Origin of the sequence: Nonomuraea fuscirosea, from assembly GCF_003001935.1 — a bacterium.
Lineage (GTDB): Bacteria > Actinomycetota > Actinomycetes > Streptosporangiales > Streptosporangiaceae > Nonomuraea > Nonomuraea fuscirosea.
The window spans coordinates 290,438-307,279 of sequence record NZ_PVNG01000006.1 but is presented as its reverse complement, the minus strand read 5'-3'; the positions used below and the strand labels follow the sequence as shown (position 1 = coordinate 307,279).

The 16,842-nt window shown below is 66.7% G+C and carries 22 protein-coding genes; 17 read left to right on the top strand and 5 right to left on the bottom strand.

Annotation, left to right across the window (positions count from 1 at the left end; genetic code table 11):
* Positions 1-175: 175 nt before the first annotated feature.
* Positions 176-1,294 (top strand): hypothetical protein, encoded by a 1,119-nt coding sequence (locus tag B0I32_RS16630; protein WP_106239855.1) that lies wholly within the window; start codon positions 176-178, stop codon positions 1,292-1,294.
* A complete protein-coding gene (locus B0I32_RS16625) occupies positions 1,291-1,887 on the top strand; it encodes a hypothetical protein (protein ID WP_106239852.1) in 597 nt (198 codons plus the stop codon). The genes B0I32_RS16630 and B0I32_RS16625 overlap by 4 nt, the downstream gene beginning before the upstream one ends.
* A 66-nt stretch (positions 1,888-1,953) precedes the next feature.
* Here the strand turns inward: B0I32_RS16625 and B0I32_RS16620 are convergent, their stop codons facing one another.
* The 3 genes from B0I32_RS16620 to B0I32_RS56465 all read right to left on the bottom strand — a co-directional run bounded on the left by B0I32_RS16620 (position 1,954) and on the right by B0I32_RS56465 (position 5,512).
* Complete coding sequence (locus tag B0I32_RS16620; RefSeq protein ID WP_106239851.1) at positions 1,954-3,069, bottom strand: pentapeptide repeat-containing protein; 1,116 nt, start codon at positions 3,067-3,069, stop codon at positions 1,954-1,956.
* Positions 3,070-3,543: 474 nt separating this feature from the next.
* Positions 3,544-4,389 carry a hypothetical protein gene (locus B0I32_RS56470; protein ID WP_146178197.1) on the bottom strand — a complete coding sequence of 282 codons (846 nt, stop codon included), beginning with the start codon at positions 4,387-4,389 and terminating at the stop codon, positions 3,544-3,546.
* A 124-nt stretch (positions 4,390-4,513) separates the two neighbouring features.
* Positions 4,514-5,512 (bottom strand): hypothetical protein, encoded by a 999-nt coding sequence (locus tag B0I32_RS56465; RefSeq protein WP_146178196.1) that lies wholly within the window; start codon positions 5,510-5,512, stop codon positions 4,514-4,516.
* Positions 5,513-6,328: 816 nt separating this feature from the next.
* Here B0I32_RS56465 and B0I32_RS16615 point away from each other — a divergent pair.
* The 15 genes from B0I32_RS16615 to B0I32_RS16540 all read left to right on the top strand — a co-directional run bounded on the left by B0I32_RS16615 (position 6,329) and on the right by B0I32_RS16540 (position 15,615).
* Entirely contained in the window at positions 6,329-6,724 is a 396-nt protein-coding gene (locus B0I32_RS16615; protein WP_106239849.1) for a vWA domain-containing protein, read from the top strand.
* An 895-nt stretch (positions 6,725-7,619) separates the two neighbouring features.
* Positions 7,620-8,288 (top strand): hypothetical protein, encoded by a 669-nt coding sequence (locus tag B0I32_RS16605; RefSeq protein WP_106239845.1) that lies wholly within the window; start codon positions 7,620-7,622, stop codon positions 8,286-8,288.
* Entirely contained in the window at positions 8,285-8,524 is a 240-nt protein-coding gene (locus tag B0I32_RS16600) for a hypothetical protein (protein ID WP_106239843.1), read from the top strand. The genes B0I32_RS16605 and B0I32_RS16600 overlap by 4 nt, the downstream gene beginning before the upstream one ends.
* Positions 8,521-9,189: a hypothetical protein gene (locus tag B0I32_RS16595; protein ID WP_106239841.1), complete on the top strand. Its 669-nt coding sequence runs from the start codon at positions 8,521-8,523 to the stop codon at positions 9,187-9,189. The genes B0I32_RS16600 and B0I32_RS16595 overlap by 4 nt, the downstream gene beginning before the upstream one ends.
* Positions 9,186-9,461 carry a hypothetical protein gene (locus B0I32_RS16590; RefSeq protein ID WP_106239838.1) on the top strand — a complete coding sequence of 92 codons (276 nt, stop codon included), beginning with the start codon at positions 9,186-9,188 and terminating at the stop codon, positions 9,459-9,461. The genes B0I32_RS16595 and B0I32_RS16590 overlap by 4 nt, the downstream gene beginning before the upstream one ends.
* A 68-nt stretch (positions 9,462-9,529) precedes the next feature.
* Complete coding sequence (locus B0I32_RS16585; protein ID WP_106239837.1) at positions 9,530-11,149, top strand: DUF3560 domain-containing protein; 1,620 nt, start codon at positions 9,530-9,532, stop codon at positions 11,147-11,149.
* Between the two features lie 71 nt (positions 11,150-11,220).
* On the top strand, positions 11,221-11,646 hold the full coding sequence (locus B0I32_RS57705) for a hypothetical protein (RefSeq protein ID WP_106239835.1): 426 nt from the start codon (positions 11,221-11,223) through the stop codon (positions 11,644-11,646).
* 17 nt (positions 11,647-11,663) lie between these two features.
* Complete coding sequence (locus tag B0I32_RS16575) at positions 11,664-12,134, top strand: DNA-directed RNA polymerase subunit alpha C-terminal domain-containing protein (protein ID WP_106239834.1); 471 nt, start codon at positions 11,664-11,666, stop codon at positions 12,132-12,134.
* Positions 12,131-12,892, top strand: a complete 762-nt coding sequence (locus B0I32_RS16570; protein WP_181307460.1) for a hypothetical protein — start codon at positions 12,131-12,133, stop codon at positions 12,890-12,892. The genes B0I32_RS16575 and B0I32_RS16570 overlap by 4 nt, the downstream gene beginning before the upstream one ends.
* 13 nt (positions 12,893-12,905) lie before the next feature.
* The gene (locus B0I32_RS16565; protein WP_106239832.1) at positions 12,906-13,364 is read left to right on the top strand and encodes a hypothetical protein; all 459 of its coding nucleotides are present in this window, start codon (positions 12,906-12,908) and stop codon (positions 13,362-13,364) included.
* Positions 13,361-13,831, top strand: coding sequence for a hypothetical protein (locus B0I32_RS16560; RefSeq protein WP_106239829.1), 471 nt, complete (start codon positions 13,361-13,363; stop codon positions 13,829-13,831). Before B0I32_RS16565 ends, B0I32_RS16560 begins: the two co-directional genes overlap by 4 nt.
* Positions 13,821-14,387, top strand: coding sequence for a DUF6349 family protein (locus B0I32_RS16555; protein WP_106239827.1), 567 nt, complete (start codon positions 13,821-13,823; stop codon positions 14,385-14,387). The genes B0I32_RS16560 and B0I32_RS16555 overlap by 11 nt, the downstream gene beginning before the upstream one ends.
* Entirely contained in the window at positions 14,384-14,821 is a 438-nt protein-coding gene (locus B0I32_RS16550) for a hypothetical protein (RefSeq protein WP_106239824.1), read from the top strand. The genes B0I32_RS16555 and B0I32_RS16550 overlap by 4 nt, the downstream gene beginning before the upstream one ends.
* A 40-nt stretch (positions 14,822-14,861) precedes the next feature.
* Positions 14,862-15,242, top strand: coding sequence for a hypothetical protein (locus tag B0I32_RS16545; RefSeq protein WP_106239822.1), 381 nt, complete (start codon positions 14,862-14,864; stop codon positions 15,240-15,242).
* 46 nt (positions 15,243-15,288) lie between these two features.
* Positions 15,289-15,615, top strand: a complete 327-nt coding sequence (locus B0I32_RS16540; RefSeq protein ID WP_106239819.1) for a YkgJ family cysteine cluster protein — start codon at positions 15,289-15,291, stop codon at positions 15,613-15,615.
* Positions 15,616-15,732: 117 nt separating this feature from the next.
* Here the strand turns inward: B0I32_RS16540 and B0I32_RS16535 are convergent, their stop codons facing one another.
* Together B0I32_RS16535 and B0I32_RS16530 are read right to left on the bottom strand one after the other, a co-directional pair.
* Positions 15,733-15,951: a hypothetical protein gene (locus B0I32_RS16535; RefSeq protein WP_106239816.1), complete on the bottom strand. Its 219-nt coding sequence runs from the start codon at positions 15,949-15,951 to the stop codon at positions 15,733-15,735.
* A gap of 192 nt (positions 15,952-16,143) precedes the next feature.
* A complete protein-coding gene (locus B0I32_RS16530) occupies positions 16,144-16,632 on the bottom strand; it encodes a ribonuclease H family protein (RefSeq protein WP_106239814.1) in 489 nt (162 codons plus the stop codon).
* Between the last annotated feature and the right edge of the window lie 210 nt (positions 16,633-16,842).

Genomic DNA, 16,842 nt, shown 5'->3' with positions numbered 1-16,842 from the left:
CGCGATTTTCCCTGCTCTGTGCTTTGGCCGGCTGCGAGCGGGGTGTTATCGCGTTGCCCCCGTGGGGGCGTTGTGCTTGGAGTAGACGATAACACGCCTGTCCCCGGTTTGCGAACAAACCGAAAGCGGGGAGCGTCGGTGCAGGTCGACGCACACCCCTGTCACGCCTGTCCCCATGGACGGCCAAAAACTTGCACCCACCCGCGCCACCTGGCTCGACGCGGTGGACTACCTCGCCCGCGCCCACTGCAACCGGCAGCGGCACCGCAACCTCATGCGGCTCGCGTGGCAGCTCGCCACCCGCACCGACCGGACCATGATGACCGCGCCCAAACGCGGCGCCACCTGGGACGTGCTCGCCGAAGAGATCGAGGTGTCCCGCCGCACGATCGCCTACCTGCTGGGATGGATGCGCGACCAGCAGCTGCTCGTCACCATCGTCACCGGCTCCACCCCGCGCACCCGGCCGGGCAACCTGTGGGGCCTGCTCGACGACGGCCTGGGCAACCTCGCCGCCGAGTACGCGCTCACCATCCCCGACGAGCTGCTGCCTGACGACGTCGACGAACTTGAGGCGGCCGAGCTCGGCGAGGAGGAGGAAGAGACCCCGTGGCCGTGCGAAACCGTCACGGAGCGTCCCACGTTTTCCCACGTCAGCGGGCATGTGGATCAAATTTGCACCCCCGCTGTTCAGGGGTTCTCTTGGGGAGGATCTCTCCCATACGCGGGCGCGCGCGACAACTACGGGGCCACGGGCCCGTCCCGCTCGTGGCCACGCCACTCGACGCCTGGCAGCAGGAAAGACCAGCTCGCAGCATGTGAGCGGCTCCGCCAGGACAACCGGCTCACCCTCGGCATCCTGTCGGCGAAGGACCTGCGGTCACTGCTGCGTCCCCTGTTCACCGCTGGACATACCGTCGCCGACGTGGAGCACGCGCTGAACCGAATGCCGGACGGCAGGCACTGGGGGGACCTCGACCCCGGCCGCCTCGCAAGCACGGTTGCCCGCAAGCGGGGCATGCGGGCCCGCATCCGCCACCGCGTGGGCCTATGGGTCGACGCTGACGGCCGGCCGCTGGCACTGTCTGCGTCGCAGCAGACTCAGGAGGCCGAGGACGCAATGTGGTGGGCGCAAGCTCGCCGCCTCGTCGCCGCCTGGGGCGTTCACGACCCCGGGCCTGAGCCGGTCGACCAGGCGGGGCTCGTGGTCGATCTCGTCGAGCGGCGGCGGCCGCCCGCGGAGTACCTGGCCGCCCGGGCGGCGATGCAGTCACGGATGGAGGAGGGCGCGTGACGGGAGACCCGCCGCCGCAGGTGCCCAAGCATCTGCTGGACCTGGCCGGCCGCTTCTTCGACGCAGGTTGGAGTCACACGGACGTGCTGCACGCGCTGAACAACTCACCGAACGGCGCACCGGTGTGGGGCGACCCGATGCGGTGGGAGGTGGCGCGGGCGCGGTTGCGGCTCTGGATGGATGAGCAGCTGCAGCCGATCTTGTCGCGGTCGCAGCAGGTGGCTCGCGCAAATTCGGCGAGGATGCGAGCTCAAGCGCTTGCGAAGGTGGCGCGGGCTGAGGCCGAGCAGAGGGCGGCGCCGGATTTCGAGGCGACGATGGCGCGGGTGAGGGAGACGGTGGCGAAGGTGTTGCCGGCTGCTGCTGAGCCGTTGGTTAGGCGGGAGTCGAAGGTGGGGACGCGTGAGAATTGGGAACGGTGGCGTCGGTTGGATGAGGCGGCTGCTGCCGCAGTAGTGGCGGGAGCTGTGGCTGAGGTGCAGGTGCCGGAGCCCGAGTCGGAGGTGGATCTGCGGGATATGGCCCAGCGGCGGGCGTTGGCGCGGGCGCGGTGGGAGCGTGGCCGCAAGGGCGGAAGCGGTGTCGGTTGGTAGCAGAGGAATGCCGTTTGGTGAGCGGGGTCGTAGGGCGACTCGGCTCACGGCGCGCCCCGAGCCGGCCTATGACGATTCGGCCTGCTCCTGGGGTGGATCGTCGAGGAAACGGGCTGGCGGGCTTGCGCGCTGCTTCGCTGCTGCCGATTCAAACTGCGCCCTGGTCAAGCGTGCGCCAGCCAGGTCCGCGCCAGCCAGGCACGCACCGGTCAGCTTTGCGCCGACCAGCCTCGCGCCGATCAGTTTCGCATCGGTCAGGTCCGCGCCGGCTAGGTTAGCGCCGGTCAGGCTAGCGCCGGTCAGGTTAGCGCCCGTCAGCGTCGCGTAGGTCAGGTCCGTGCCGGGCAGGTCCGCATGGCCCAGCGTCGCACCTGTCAGGTCCGCATCGGCTAGGCGTGCGCCCGCTAGGTTCGCACCGCCCAGCATCGCAGCGGTCAGGTCCGCGCCAGCCAGGTCCGCGCCGGTCAGCTTTGCGCCGGTCAGCTTCGCGTTGATCAGGTCCGCGCCAGTCAGCTTTGCGCGGGACAGATCCGCGCCGGGCAACTCCGCGCGGGCCAGGTATGCGCCGGTCAGGTTCGCGTCCAACATGTTCGCCCGGCCGAGCACCGTGAGAGAAGCTTGAACGTCTGCGGGTACCTTGCGCGGGAGCGCGACCTGCGTCGCGCCTTCTTCGGCTGCTGACTGTTCGGGTTCGGGTGCGTACTCGCGTACGAAGGCGGTAAGGACCTCCTGAACGGTGCTGTGGTCGCGTTCGGAGTCGCGGGCGATGCGTTCAAGCGCATAGATGCCGCCGATGCGGATGTGGAGGTTTTCGGAGTCGCCGAGTTGCTGGATGGCTTTGGTGTAGCGGTCGGTCACCTGGCCTTGCTCGGTCAGCTCCAGAGTGCGGGTTGAGGTTTGCTGGGTTAGCTCGACGGCCCGGCGGGCGGTTTCGGCGTTGCGTGCCGTGTAGTACACAGCGGCCAACGCGACCAATCCGGTGGCAATCGCGAGTGCCCGCCCGCGTACGGCGTCGGCCGCAGTCGCGAGATCCTTCTCCGGCAATTGGGTGACGTCCACATCAAGGTCAACAACCCATCGAGCACCGGGCCCCAGCACCCAGACGAGTCCGGCGAGGAGCAACCCAGCGGCCACCATCAGGATTGTGCGCTGGGAGGGCAGGCGTCGACGCTTCTCCGTCATACGCCGAGCGTAGAAGCCGGGCCTTGCGGAACGGTTGCGATCGGGCTCATCTCGCCATCGGGAGTGGGCGGGTATCCTCCACCTGCGATGGCGGGAGCAGTTGCTTCCGTCTACGCGCGGCCAGAATCGCGCGTGAGCGCTTCAGGTCGCGACCGCTACCCGAACCTGTTCTTCCGGTATCCAGCGCCGGCCTGGCTTCGCGACCTGTCGGTGCTACGGTTGGCAGGTCACTGAGCTGGCCAAATCTCGTTCGCCATGTTCCGCCGCCTTTCATGGGTGTGACGTAACAAAGACGGAACAACTAATCAGTTCTGCCGTTCCGACGTATCTGCTATGCTGCAAAAGCAGGGAGACAGGGACCAAGCCCTAGTCGGCTCGCAGCCGGAGTCTCTCACAGAAAGGTGGCGACCCGGGTTCGAGTCCCGGCTCCAGTGGTTTGCTGGATGTAGCTCAATAGGAAGAGCCCCCTTTTTCTCACTTCCTTCTTCTGCGAGGCGGCACTGAGCCTGCTGGCCGCGTCCAAACTCCCATAGTTCTGGCCGCCCGTTCCAACTCGCCCTCAGGAAGGTTCAACTCTCTGTACACTCTACGGGCGTAGCCCCATAGCGCCCTCATCCATTGGTCGCTATTACGGGTTCTGCCGGTGCTTGCGGGATCATCTAAGAAATGCTCTACAGCCAGCTCTACCCAGACATTCGAAGGCAGACCGATTTGTAGTGCGGAATTGATGTCTCGGCCCAGCCTTTTACTTATTGCAAAGGATGCGAATATATCATTCGCGGTAAAGACGATAGTCGAAGAGGATAAAATGTCCTGCGGATGACGTCCGGTAAGGAGCTCCCAATCGACCGTCACGTCTCCTGGCATACCGTTAACTGCGTCGATCAATTGACTAGATACTGCACCCCCTTCATGAATCAATGCATTGCGCAAATGTCGGAGGAGGTGGAATTGCGAAAGGGTTGCTGCAGGCAGAGGCGCACCGAGCGAACGAAATAAGGTTTCATGCATATTCCACGCCTTTATCGGCTTACCCAGGCTCAGCAGGGGCATGCCCGCGCGCTTTACCAAGTCTAATGCGACAGATACGAAGTCTTCGTGGACTGCCAATGCGTAAGGGATGGTCACGGCGCCAAGGTAAGCGTCTGCATTCAGAAGCAATTCTCTGGCGGTTTCGCTCTGCAAATTGAATCTCGTAATATGGTCGACGGCAGGAAAAATCTCGGGGAGAAGCTTTTGGGAGCCACTTGTCAGTTGAAGTGTGTGTGCCGCGAGTCTGGATCCTGCCAAAAGCGCCATGATGGCATCGTTGACCTCCACTCTCGTGCGTGTATATATCTCGTACGCCTTGAAACGGACTTCTGCCACTCAGATACTTCTTTCAATAAAAAATAATGTGATTTTCTATGATTGAGCCATCTACCCCGGGCCCAAAGCCACGATTCTAGAAGGGAGGATCGGGAGGATAGACGGCAAGCCGACCGTTGCGGTACAGGGCGCGAGCGCTTTCGAGGGCATCAAAGAGAGAGGTGGGATCGGCCCAACCCTTAGGGCGCACGTGATCGTACCAATCCATCTCGTTCAACCGATGGGCTTCTATCGTATAGCCCTCATCAATGGCCATAACCTTTGTTTCTGTGATGACCCATTGGGGATCGCAGAATTGTATTAGCGGGCCCAGAGGGTTGCGCATTCGACTTTCCCCGGTCGAATGACGATGAGCTAGATCCAGCAAGTTGCGAAGGTCGACAAATATATGTGTTGGATAGAACGCCACGTCTCCTGGATACTGTCCGATCAGTTGCACTTTCTCGATGATATCCACCAAAACGGCCTCAGCGCTATTGTCGTGAGCCCAGTATGCGGTATGGATGGCATTGCCTGCCATGTCTTCTAGGGTTAGCTGTACGTCATGAGGCATATTCGCGTGAAATCTCACGAAGAGGGGCGTTTCCCGTAAGGGCACTCTGCATCCTTGATCAGATATTAGCCCCAGTTCTCGGGCGCGTTGCAGAGCGTCACCCAGAGACTCAAAGGTAGGATTGGCACTGACGGCCGCAAACCTTTCCTTGTCCTTTGTTCGGGCTGTCTGTAGACGTTCAAACACAGCCTCTGAGAGCTGATCTAGGGTTCGTTGGATATCGTCCTTATTTTGGGCTACTTCCTCCGACAGGGCTGCAATTTCGTTTATGGTCCTGTTTTGTCGATCTTCGATAGCTTGTTGACCTGTCTCAACCAGATGAAATCTCTTCTCAATGCGGCGTTGCAGCATCAATAGAGGTGCGAAGAGCAGGAATGTAGCACCAACTTCAGTCAGGGCGCTTGAGTACCAGGGCGAATCCTGGAAAATGAACGATGCCGCGAGGCATATCATGCCGGCCAGCAGAAGGGCTAGACCCGCCCGCCAGCGACGGATGCGCCTCCTCCATGTTTGTCGCAGCAAGGACGTCTCCGTCGCTCTCGTCGTTCCGTAGTTCGCCTATCCATCCCGTGTGTCGTCGGCCCACTGCGTAGCAGCAGTGGGCCGACGACGGAGGTGCAAGCCCGGCTTAACATGTCCCAACGCTTGGCACCTTCCAATTTGATGCCAATAGTAACGGCCGGGTGGGCGGCGGCGGGGGTGTTCTGCTGCAGGTTGCCTGGGTCGATGGCAGACGGGATGCCTTACGCTCAGCCACTCACCACCCGACGACATTCGGGCGCCATTCCGGAGTCGTGGCGTCTCGTGCGCTTGGTGGGAACGCTCCTCGGAGCGCTCACGCGCGCTCTGAGGAGCGCGTTTCCCAACGTCAAAGGGTCGTTTTGCAAACGATATAACTTTATGGCAAGCTGATCTCAGCAAACAAGCTTCTGGCCTGCGGAAATGCGGCGGAACATCGGAGGTCGCGCAACCATGCCACCGCTCCCGGAATTACGTCCGCAGCTGTTCCTCGCCACAGATGCAAGCAACACCGCTAGCAGAGAGGTGCGCATGATTATCACTATGCCCAGGGTTGAACCCTAAACCCTTGCCGAGATCTGAGAGACCCTGCTCAGGGTGCTGCGCCGACTCTCCGCTCCGGAGGTAATATCCCGTCCGGACGCCATGCTCGCCTCGTCACCGTGACCCGGGCGCAGTACGACCTCGACAACACCGGCCTGGCCTGGATCCACGAGTACGTGTACCGCTTAACGCAAGCAATATTGCTTGCGTTAACCCTCTACGCCAACCGGTGCTCGCCGGCTCGGCGCAACCCCTCCACTCTCGAAAGGGATCGACATGCCCAACCCGAACCGCCGCCACATCACGATCATCCTGGACCGCTCCGGCAGCATGCAGAAAGTCAAGGACGACACCGAAGGTGGCCTGAGGGCGTTCCTCGCCGAGCAGGCCGCCAACCCGGGCGAGACCCTCGTGTCGCTGTACCAGTTCGACGACCACTGCGAGACGGTGTACGAGGTCCGCCCCCTGGCAGAAGTCCCCAACTACCATCTCCAGCCGCGCGGCATGACCGCGCTGCTCGACGCCATCGGCCAGACCATCACTCGCATGCAAGACCAGTTCGACGCCATGCCCGAGGGCGACGTCCCCGGCACATCAGCGTCGTCATCCTCACCGACGGCCAGGAGAACAGGTCCACGGAGTGGCGCTCCCGCCGCCAGATCCGCAGCCTGATCGAAGACCAGCAGAAGAAGGGCTGGACGTTCATTTTCCTCGGCGCGGACCAGGACGCGTTCGTTGCGGCCGGCGACATCGGCATCGGCGCGGACACGACGCTGTCGTACTCCTCCCGCCGCACCACCGAAACCATGACGCGCGCCGGGCGGCTGGTGTCGCGCGGCGGCGGCGGATTCACCCAGGACGACCGCGACGCCACCAGGTACTAGCCCCTCTCGCGGCTTCGCCTCGCCCGGGGCGGGCCGCCCTCAGCGAACAGGCCGTCACGGCTGAGGCTGTGACATGACGAAGCCCCGGCCTTGAAGCCGGGGCTGCGTCTCGTTCTACAGGCTGTGGTCGCGCATCAGCTGGTACGCCAGCCGAATAATCGAGGCCGCAGCCGATAGCGTGCCAGGAAGCCACCACCACTTACTGTGGCGTTTCTGCTCTTCCTGAAGCATGCTCTCCCTCCCCTCACGCCTAGGGATCCCGAGCCCGCTGTCCGGCAGGTGCCTGAAGGCCCTGCAGAACCACACAGACCCAGCTCGCCCTTGGGCGTGAGGGGCGGAGGCTAGTCGTGAAGACCGCTCCGTCCATGATTCGACGATAAGGCGCAGGCGTGGTCGTACGGGGATCAGTGACAGCTTTGTCGCCACAGCGGAATCCGTATCGTGGCTACAAGCAGGACGGTGTCCCCCTCACGACGGCGCGGGACAGAGCCGTTCGGCTGATAAGCCTCGACGACGGCTATGGCCTGTCCCAGAGCAGAAACACCCATGACGACCCCGTGGCCATCGGCACCGACTTGTTCGGCCTGCCGCCCGCAGTCACCACCCGACTCCGCCCCGGCGCTGGCCCGTCCCGGGGCCAGCGCAATCACGCAAGCAAAAAAGCAAGCAAGAAAGGGCAACCCATGAGCAGCACGACCCGCAGGACCAGGAAACGGCCCCGCGCCAACTTCACCCCCGAGCAGCGCGCCGAATGGGCGGCGCGTAAGCACGCCGACAAGCAGGCCGCGATCGCGGCCCGCGAGAACGGTGCGGCGGTGCTCGCCTCCCGGCCCGAACTGATCGACATGTTCCGCATGTACGCCAGTCGCGTCATGGGGCACCGCACCCTCGGCAACGCGCTCGGCATGATGGCGCAGCGGCCCGACGCGATCCGCGTCAACAGCGCGTTCTTCTGGGCCAAGGAAGGCCGCACAGTCCTGGACGAGGCGAAGCCGCTGTGCGTCCTCGCCCGCCGTCGCGGCAACAAGATCGTCGCGGAGGAGAACCCGGACACCGGCGAAGTTGAGGAGACCGTGCAGGGCAAGTGGTCCGGCTGGACCGCTGAACGCGTCTTCGACGTCCGCGACACCGTGCCCAGCAAGGAGCCCTGCCCGCTCTGCGGCGGCGAGGCCGGCCAGCGGTGCCCCGACTCGTGCCCGGTGTACGACCCGGTCACCGGGCCCCTCCCGAGCCGGGATGAAGTCGCCGAACTCCTCGACAAGATCCTGCGCGAGGAAGGCGGGTTCGACCTGGACTTCGCCGAGGCGGCGCGCGACGAAGCGACCGACCTCGAAGGCGAGGACGGCGAATGAGCAGTTCCCCGAACCCGGCCACGAAGACCGGCCGCGCCGCGATCGCCCGCAAGGCGCGCAGCCACGGCTACTTCCACGACACCAACAACCACACGATCGGCGTGAACTGCCCGATGTGCCGCGAGCGGGTCGAGGGCAGCGAGCCCGGCCACGGCGAGATCGTCACCAGCACGCTCGACGCCCTCATGGACACCCACCTTCTTTACGACTGCACCCTGGAAGGACTTCAGAAATGACCATCACCGACATCGCCCTCGAAACCCGGTACGTCCTGGCCGGGATCCCCGGCTGGGGCGAGCACGACCACCTCATCCGCCGGGAGGGCCTGGCCGTCGTCAACTCGCCCCGCTACGTGGCCGGTGACCTCACCTGGACCGGCGAGATAGGCCACGGCCGCTACTACGCCGCCGGGAAGCTGGAGCAGATGGCCGAGGGGTGGCACGCAGACGGCGCTGTCCTCCTGGTCGAGCTGACGCCGCAGGCCGTCGTGCGGCGCGTCAAGAAGTTCGTGGACATCTACGGCTCCAGCCTGGAGAAGCTGGCCGCGTCGGAGGGCGCGGTGGGCGACCTGGCCGAGGAGATGGGGCTGCCGTGGGAAGACGGCTGGCTGCAGGTGCCGTTCGTCCCGGCCCCGCCGAGAAGGGTCGCAATCAGCGGGATCCCGCTGTGCGAGCACGGCGTCCAGGCGCAGGCGTGGGTCCTGCAGGTCGTCCGGCCGGGCGACCCGATGCCCGAGGACGTCGAGATCGGCCGCGTCGGCGAGGACAACCCGACCGCGCTGCTGGAGCTGAACATCCGCGCCGCCGCGCAGGAAGGGCTGGCCGACCAGTACCAGCTCGGCTACATCCACAAGGACATGTGCCGCACCGCGGACGACCCGGGCAGCAGGACGCTTCGGTGATCGCGGCCACGCCGCTGCTCGGCCGCGACAGCGCGCCGACCGTGTTCCTGCGCATGTCGCTGGCCTGCCCGTACAGCTCGTGCGGCAGCGAGGAGATCGCGGAGACCACCACGGACGGCGAACATCACGCCATCTATATCGCTGGCGACAAGGTCGTCAGCGCGACCACCGTCTCCGACGACGACCGGACGTCCGGGCACGCGGGGTTCACCTGCACCGACTGCAGCCGGCCGGTGTCGCTCCCGCCCGGCTGGACCTACCAGCGGTCCTGACCCATCCGTCACGGGGCGGCGGCCACCCACCACCGCCCCTCCCCCCGACCAACCCAGAAGAGGGCACGTTGACCATCACCATCAAGCACAACCACGAGGACGGCACCCTCGTGTACGGCACCCGCAAGGGCGACGGCGTGTACGAGATCATCCGCTTGTGGGAGAACGGCGGCTTCAAGTTCTTCCCGTCCATCCGGATGCTCGGCCTGCGCAACAGCCGTGACCAGGTCGCCGACCGGTACGCCATCAGCGCCGCGGCGAAGGCGCTGCGCGCGGCCGGGTACGAGGTCGAGGTCGAGATTGACGACACCTTCCGCGACCGCGCCCAGGTCCTGGCGGACAAGGCCGACCGGCTGGAAGACCGGCGCGACGCGCTGGAACGGAAAGCGGACCGGCACGCCGGCGCGGCGGCGGCCGCGCACGACCGGGCGGAGCAGCTGAGCGAGCGGTTCGCGGGCGGCCAGCCGATCCTGGTTGGTCACCATTCCGAGCGGGGTGCGCGCGCCGACCAGAAGCGCATGCACCAGGCGATGAGCAAGAGCGTCCGCGAGAACGACGCCGCGCAGAGCGCGGCCGAGCGCGCGAACGCTGTCGGCTCCCAGATGCGGCGCTCCGCGACCCCGGCGGTGACCCGCCGCCGGATCGAGACGGCTGAGGCGGAGCTGCGCCAGATCCAGAAGGGCCTGGACGGCTACGAGCGCAGGCACCTCGACTACGGAGGGAACCCGCGCTACATCGAGGACCACGCGCCCGCCCAGGGCGACTACCGGGAGCGGCTGCTCGCCCGCAAGGCGCAGCTCGACAACCAGCTCGAATATGACCGGGCGCAGCTCGCCGCCGCGATCGAGGCGGGCGAGTACGTCATGTGGCACAAGGGCAATGTGCACGTCGGCGACATGGTCACGTACTGGATGCGAGGCCGTCGCCGCACCGTGGTGAAGGTCAACAAAGTGACCGTCGCCGTCGAGTCCGGCTACTCCTGGCCGGACAAGGTGAAGTTCACCGACATCCTGGCCGTCGACTGCCCGCACGGCGAGGACGGACCGGCCATCACCACGACGAACCGGCCCAAGAAGAAGGGCCAGGCCAGGCCGAAGGTCGAGGTACCGAAGATGAACATGGACGAGCTCGCCGCGAAGATCGAGGCGGCGTTGCCGGAGGTGCCGCGCGACTCCGAAGCGTTCTTCTCTCCGCCCGCCGTGGTGGCGCGGATACTGGACGCCGCCGGCCTGGAGCCCGGCATGGTGGTGCTAGAGCCCTCCGCAGGTGCTGGCGCCATCGCCAAGGCGGCGGCCGCGGCTGGCTGCGAGGTTCATTGCATCAAGCGGTATCCGCAGCTGTCTAAGGATCTGCTCGACGTGCCCGGCATCGTCGGCCTAACCACGGGCGACTTTCTGCAGGCCGCGCCGAGCCACTTCCCGGACCGGTTTGATCGGGTTCTGATGAACCCGCCGTTCTCACGCGGGCAGGACATCGCGCACGTCGTCCACGCCCTGCAGTTCGTGAAGCCCGGCGGCCGGCTCGTCGCCGTCATGGGCGCCGGGATCACCTTCAGCCAGGTCAAGGCCGCTCAGGACTTCCGGCAGCTCGTCGAGGACTGGGAAGGCGAGATCATCCCGCTCCCCAAGGACGCGTTCGCGGCGGCCGGGCTGTCGGTCCTCACGGTCGCCGTCGTCATCCCCTGCTGATCTCTCACCTCGGGCGCTGGCCGTTGTCGCAAGCGGTACGGCTAGCGCCACCATCCCCGAAGGAGCTTCGCATGACGTGGAACAGCGGACCTTGCATCGACGACGTCCCCGAGGCGGTTGTCACCGCGATCGACGCGATCAACGCCCAGCTCGGCTGGCCTGGCGGCCGCCCTGCCCCGTGCGTCGGCCACATGGTGCACGACCACCGGCCCATCGACGGCATCGACGTGACGCTCGGCAGTGAGCGGGTGGAGATCACGGTAGCCGGAGTGACGGTCGGCACCGGGCGGCGCTGGCCCGCGTTCGGCAACGCCTACCTCAAATGCCACCTGCCGCACACCTGGCCGCACGACCCCCACGTGGCCGCGCTGAATCAGGGCGGCGCGCTCAACGCCTTCCAGCTGCACCTGCTGACCCTGCACGGCACCCACTGCCACGGCTGCACGTCCGTGGCCCGCTCCGAGTGGTGCCACCTCTGCCGCGGCGAGCGCGCTTAACTGACCTGGAGGTTTTCGTGGCCACCGACCTGAACCGCGAACTGACCGTCACGCTGACCCACGAGGTTTGGGATCACCTCCTCGACCGGCTCGGCGACTACGCCGACGACGCCGAGGAGCGCCCGTGGCTGGGCGACTGTTTCGGCTGCGACAGAGCCGAGCCCGGGATGTGCCCCAAGCACCAGGAGGAGGCCGAGTACGGCGGGCAGGTCCGCGCCTGGCGCGACGAGATCGTGGACCAGCTCGCCGCGCAGACCACGACCACGGCCGACCTGGTGCGCTACTCCTTGCGGCCGGTCAAAACCAACGTCAGCGACCTGCCTGGGGTGTCCGTCGCGCTCGTGAACACGTTGGCGCGGGCAGGCATCTTCACCCTCCGAGACCTGGCGAAGCTCAGCGAGGAAGAGGTGCGCGGCATCCGGGACCTCGGCGCGGGCAGGCGCGCTGAGCTGCGGGCCGCGCTCCGCAAATCGGCTCACGACCAATGAGCGGGCCGCTCTACCTCGCGCCGCCGTCGACCCCGTCCATCCGCGCCGAGATCGTCGGCGGCCGGTTGGGGGCGATCCTCAACCCGGCCTCCGGCAACGGCGTCCCCAAGCAGGGCTTGTTCGGCGTGGACAACGCGGTGTTCAGCGGCAAGTACCCGGACGACCGGAAGTACCTGCGGTGGCTGGAGCGGTTCGTGCCGCACGCCGACCGGTGCCTGTTCGTGACCGCGCCCGACGTGGTCGGGAACGCGTTCGCCACGGTGGCGCGGTCACGGCACATGCTGCGCGAGATCCGCGCCATGGGTCTCCCGGCCGCGCTGGTCGCGCAGGACTACATGGAGTTCTGCCCGCTGTGGGACTGGGAGGACTTCGACTGCCTGTTCGTCGGCGGCACCACGGCGTGGAAGCTGTCGGACGCCGCCGAGAACCTCGGACGAGTCGCCAACTCGATCGGCCTGTGGACGCATGTCGGCCGCGTCAACTCGCTGCTCCGCTACCGGACGGTCCGCTGGGCCCTGTCTGTTGACGGCACCTACCCGCAGCGCGCCGGGCCGGACCGGTCGATCCCCACCATTCTCGGCTGGCGTGACGCGCTGCTCCGCGACGACGAGCCGCCGCCGCCCGGCCTGTTCGACTTCGACCAGCCCCCGCACGACCTGGACCCGTGGGACGGCGGATACGACCTCGCCTCCTGGCGGAGAACCCCGCCGGTCCCAGCCTCGCGACGCCCCGCCCATGAACAACTCGCCCTTCTCTGAAAGGAAACCCCTCATGGACAGCGACACCCTGTTCGACCCCCCGTCGACCGCCGACAGCCCCGCGGCCGCGCCTGGCTGGGTGATGGTTGCTCGGAAGAAGGTGACGGTCACCGTTCACGACCACTTCGCCGCCGCCGAGGCCGTCGTCCGGCCTGGCCAGCGTGACTTCTACCCCCACAAGGCCACGTACCAGTGGGAATGGACGCCGGATCGCGCCTGGACCCTCGTCCGGTACGACTTGAGCGGCCCGAACCGGAAGGCGGACCGATCGGCCGGTCTGATGACCGTCACTGAACGCAAGTACAGCGCCGACCCCATGGTGTGGGCGCAGCTGCCGGCCTGGCTGTACCTGGCCATGGTCGCGTCCCGGCCCAACTGGGAGCCGCCAGCCGCCGAGCTGCAGCCGGCCGAAGGCGCGGTCGAAGCCGTCGTGGCGGCGTTCGACGACGTGGAGGAAGGGCAGCCGCAGTGAGTTACAGGCACGCAGCTGCCTCTACGGTCGACTCGCGGGCGGCCGCTATCGCGGTCGTCCGGCGGAAGCGAGCTGAGCGGAAGAAGAAGGCCGCGGAGCTGCTGCGCGTCGGCATCACGGACACGGCTGTGATCGCCAGCCGCATCGGGGTCGACGAGCGGACCGTGATGCGGTACGTGCGGGAACTGCAAGGCGATGTCGACCGGCGAGCCAGGGGTCAGAGAGACTTCCTGTACCGCGAGATCAAGCCGCAGGTGATAGCGCACCTGCGTGCGTATCCACAGCTTCGGATTAGCTCGTTCATGCTCGCCCGAGCCATTCGGATGCCGAAGCTGTGGGTCGTAACGAGAGCGTTGGTGAGCCTGGAACGGGATGGCCTCGTTCGGCACGAGATCGAGACTCGTGAGTCCGGCTCCCCGAAGGCGATCCTGTGGTCGCTCGCGCCGGGAGCGTCCGATGAGCGGTGAGTCTCGCGGAGCGGCGGCCCGCCACGCCGCCCGCCGGCAGCTCCCGATCGGTGAGGGGCGCGGCCAGTGGGGCATCTACTTCGCTCACCCGGGCGCGAACGTGCGCGGAAACGACGAGTTCCCGTCGACCGCGCCGGACCACCGGCCGACCATCCTGTTCCGCGTCGTTGACGAGCCGAAGTGGCACCAGCTGTACCGGGGCGCGTGCCTGGGCTGCGACTGGGAGGGCGAGACCCGCGAGCGGGAGCGGGACGCCGTCGAGGACGCTCACGACCACGCCTGGCCTGGCTGGCGCGACCTGCCTGGCGTGAAGCCGTCGAAGTCGAACTACGAGCGGTGGCTGTCCGACGTGAAGCGGGCTTACCCGCCGGGCTGGCTGGAGGCAGGCGGCCCGATCGTCACCATCCGGGCCGACTCCCGCTTCTCCCGGCACTCGCCCGGTAGGGCGCCGGGCGGCGGCTACGACCTGGCCGCGTCGTACTACCAGACGAAGAAGACGCAGAGGTCCGCGCAGGAGGCGCTTGACCTGGAGTTTCACGTGGGAGGTGCCGAGTGAGCGCGTGGATCTGGCTGCACGAGAAGGGTAAGAGCCCGTGGGCCGACGACACGAAGATGTACCGGTTCGAGGTGCGCACCGTGGCGCACGCCCGCGAGCTGGTCGCCACGCTGCACCCGGACGCGCCCGAGCTGGACGCGATGGTCGTGCTCGCCTGCGAGTACACGAACTGCATGACCATGCTGCTGATCGCGGAGGAGGCGGCCGACAGCGTCGAACGCGGCCGGGAGATCGCCTACCACCCCACGGCACTCCGTGGCGGCTGGTATTCGGCGGTCTACAAGGGCCGCCGGGCCGACATCTGCCAGATGCATTTCGAGGTGGATCCGGGGACGCACCGGCCGCAGCCGGTGGGCACGATGGCGGCCGTGCGGAAGGCCGCCGAGGAGGCTCCGGTCGGCGGCGACCAGCTCGACTTGTTCGGTTCGCTGTGATCTCGAACAGCGCGACAATCGATCAACCCCCGAATGGAGAATGATGATCGACCTGACGAAGTGGCCGCGCCTCCTGGTCGTCGGCGAGCCGGTGACGCGCGAGCAGGCCAGCGAGATCCTGGTACGCACTGACGACTGGTTTCTGAGCACGAACGACAGGGCGTGGAAGGCGGCCGTGGAGGGCCTGGCCGCCGAGTACGGCATGCCGGCCGAGCCGCCGTTCAGCGCGGACATCGAGACGAAGAAGTCGGCGTGGGCAGGGAAGAGGGAGTGGCGGCAGCGGGTGGGAGTCCTGCAGCTGGAGTATCTGGGCAACGCGCGCATCGCTTCGCCGTGGATCGGCGGGCCGAAGGGGTGGTGCGATTGGGACGGCCGGATCGGATGCGGCAACTACAACGTCGGCAAGTACCCGATGGACTGACCGGCAGGACGTCCTGCTGCAGGAGCTGTACGCGAAGGTCCCGGACGTGGGCTGCAAGGGCCTGTGCCAGGAGCATTGCACGAGCATCGCCGGGGGCCGGCGGGAGGCGCAGCGGATGGCCGAGGCCGGGTTCCCGCTTCCGACGTCGGTCGGAGCCTTGATGCGGGAGCGGGTCAGTCGGGTGACCGAGGCCGAGCCGTGCGCGGCGCTGGGCGATGACGGTCGGTGCCGGGCGTACGAGCTGCGTCCGCTGATCTGCCGCTTGTGGGGCGCGGCCGAGGGCATGCCGTGCGAGCATGGCTGCGTCCCGGAGGGCGGGCGACTCAGCGACGCTGACGCGCAGCTGCTCATCAAGCGGTCCCGCCGCATCTGAAACGCCAGAGAGGCCAGCGAAAGCGCTGGCCTCTCTGGCGCTTGGTTGAAACAGGCCCGCCAGTACCCTAGATAACGGCAGAAGCTTCGGTGAAGGTGGCGCCCCTGGGCCGGACGGCTATTCGCCGCCGCCCGCGTCGCTGGACCACCCGTCCTCGTCGCCGGGCCCCCCTTTCCTCTTCCCTCGTGATTCGCTGGCCGCGGCGATCCCCAGGGCGACCAGAAGCAGGAGGAAGACCCCCGGCCCGGTCGCCTCCATGACCGCAAACAGGATGAAGATCACGACGACCAGCCCGGCCGCGACCAAGGCATAGAGCCGAAAGAACTCCCAGTCCATGGCACGACCTCCAGCCATCAGGGGGGAGCACCATGCTACGCACCGGACGGCCGTCCGGTCGTCTCGTGTCCCCCTCATCCGGCCGCGTCCGGGCCCCTGACTCATCCCCGAACGTCCGGCCCGAAACCGGTCCTCGGCGAGCGATCCCGGCGGCCGGCCCGGCTACTGGCCCAACCTCGCCCTCCTGTTTTGTCAGGTGCCGGGGGTGGGGCGGTAGAGCGGGATGCCGTGCCGCATGAGCCACGCCTTCAACGCGGTCTCCACCACGTCCTGCGGGCCGGTGGAGGTGTTCAGGCACGCAACCGTAAGCCGGTTGTCCGTCTGCCGGGTGATGCGCGGCGCGATCGGTACTTCGTCGACCTCTTCCCTGGCGCGGCGGATGCGCTTCTTGAGGGTGCGTTCCCGCTTGGGGCGGCTGCCGTCTGGGGCGCGGGGCGGTTCGACGTCGGCGGGGATGCCGAGGAAGTCGAAGTACTCGGTCAGGGCGGCTTCGACGATGCCGGAGATGCCGAGGCCGGTGTCCTCGTTGGCGATGCTGAGCCGTTCGTTGGTCTGGTGACTGATGCGGGCGGACAGCGTGGGCTTGTCCTGCCGCGCCTTGGTGCGGACACGAGGGGCCTGCTGTTTCGCTTGCGTGACTAGCGTTTTGCGGGTGGCTGCGGCTTTGATCGAGCGGGCCATGGGTGGCGGTGTCTCCTTGCCAGGGCGGCGGTTGGGTTAGTGCACCTTACCTTCCCGCGCTTCGGTTTATTCCGCAAGTGACGGTGCTTGCGTGTCGGTCGCCGGATTCCCGCCCGTCGTGGCGCGGAGAGTGCGCGCACGCGGAGCTGAGAGCCCCCGTAAGCGCTTCTCAGCGTGGTTTGCGTGCGTGGGGGACTGGCTCGCGTCTCA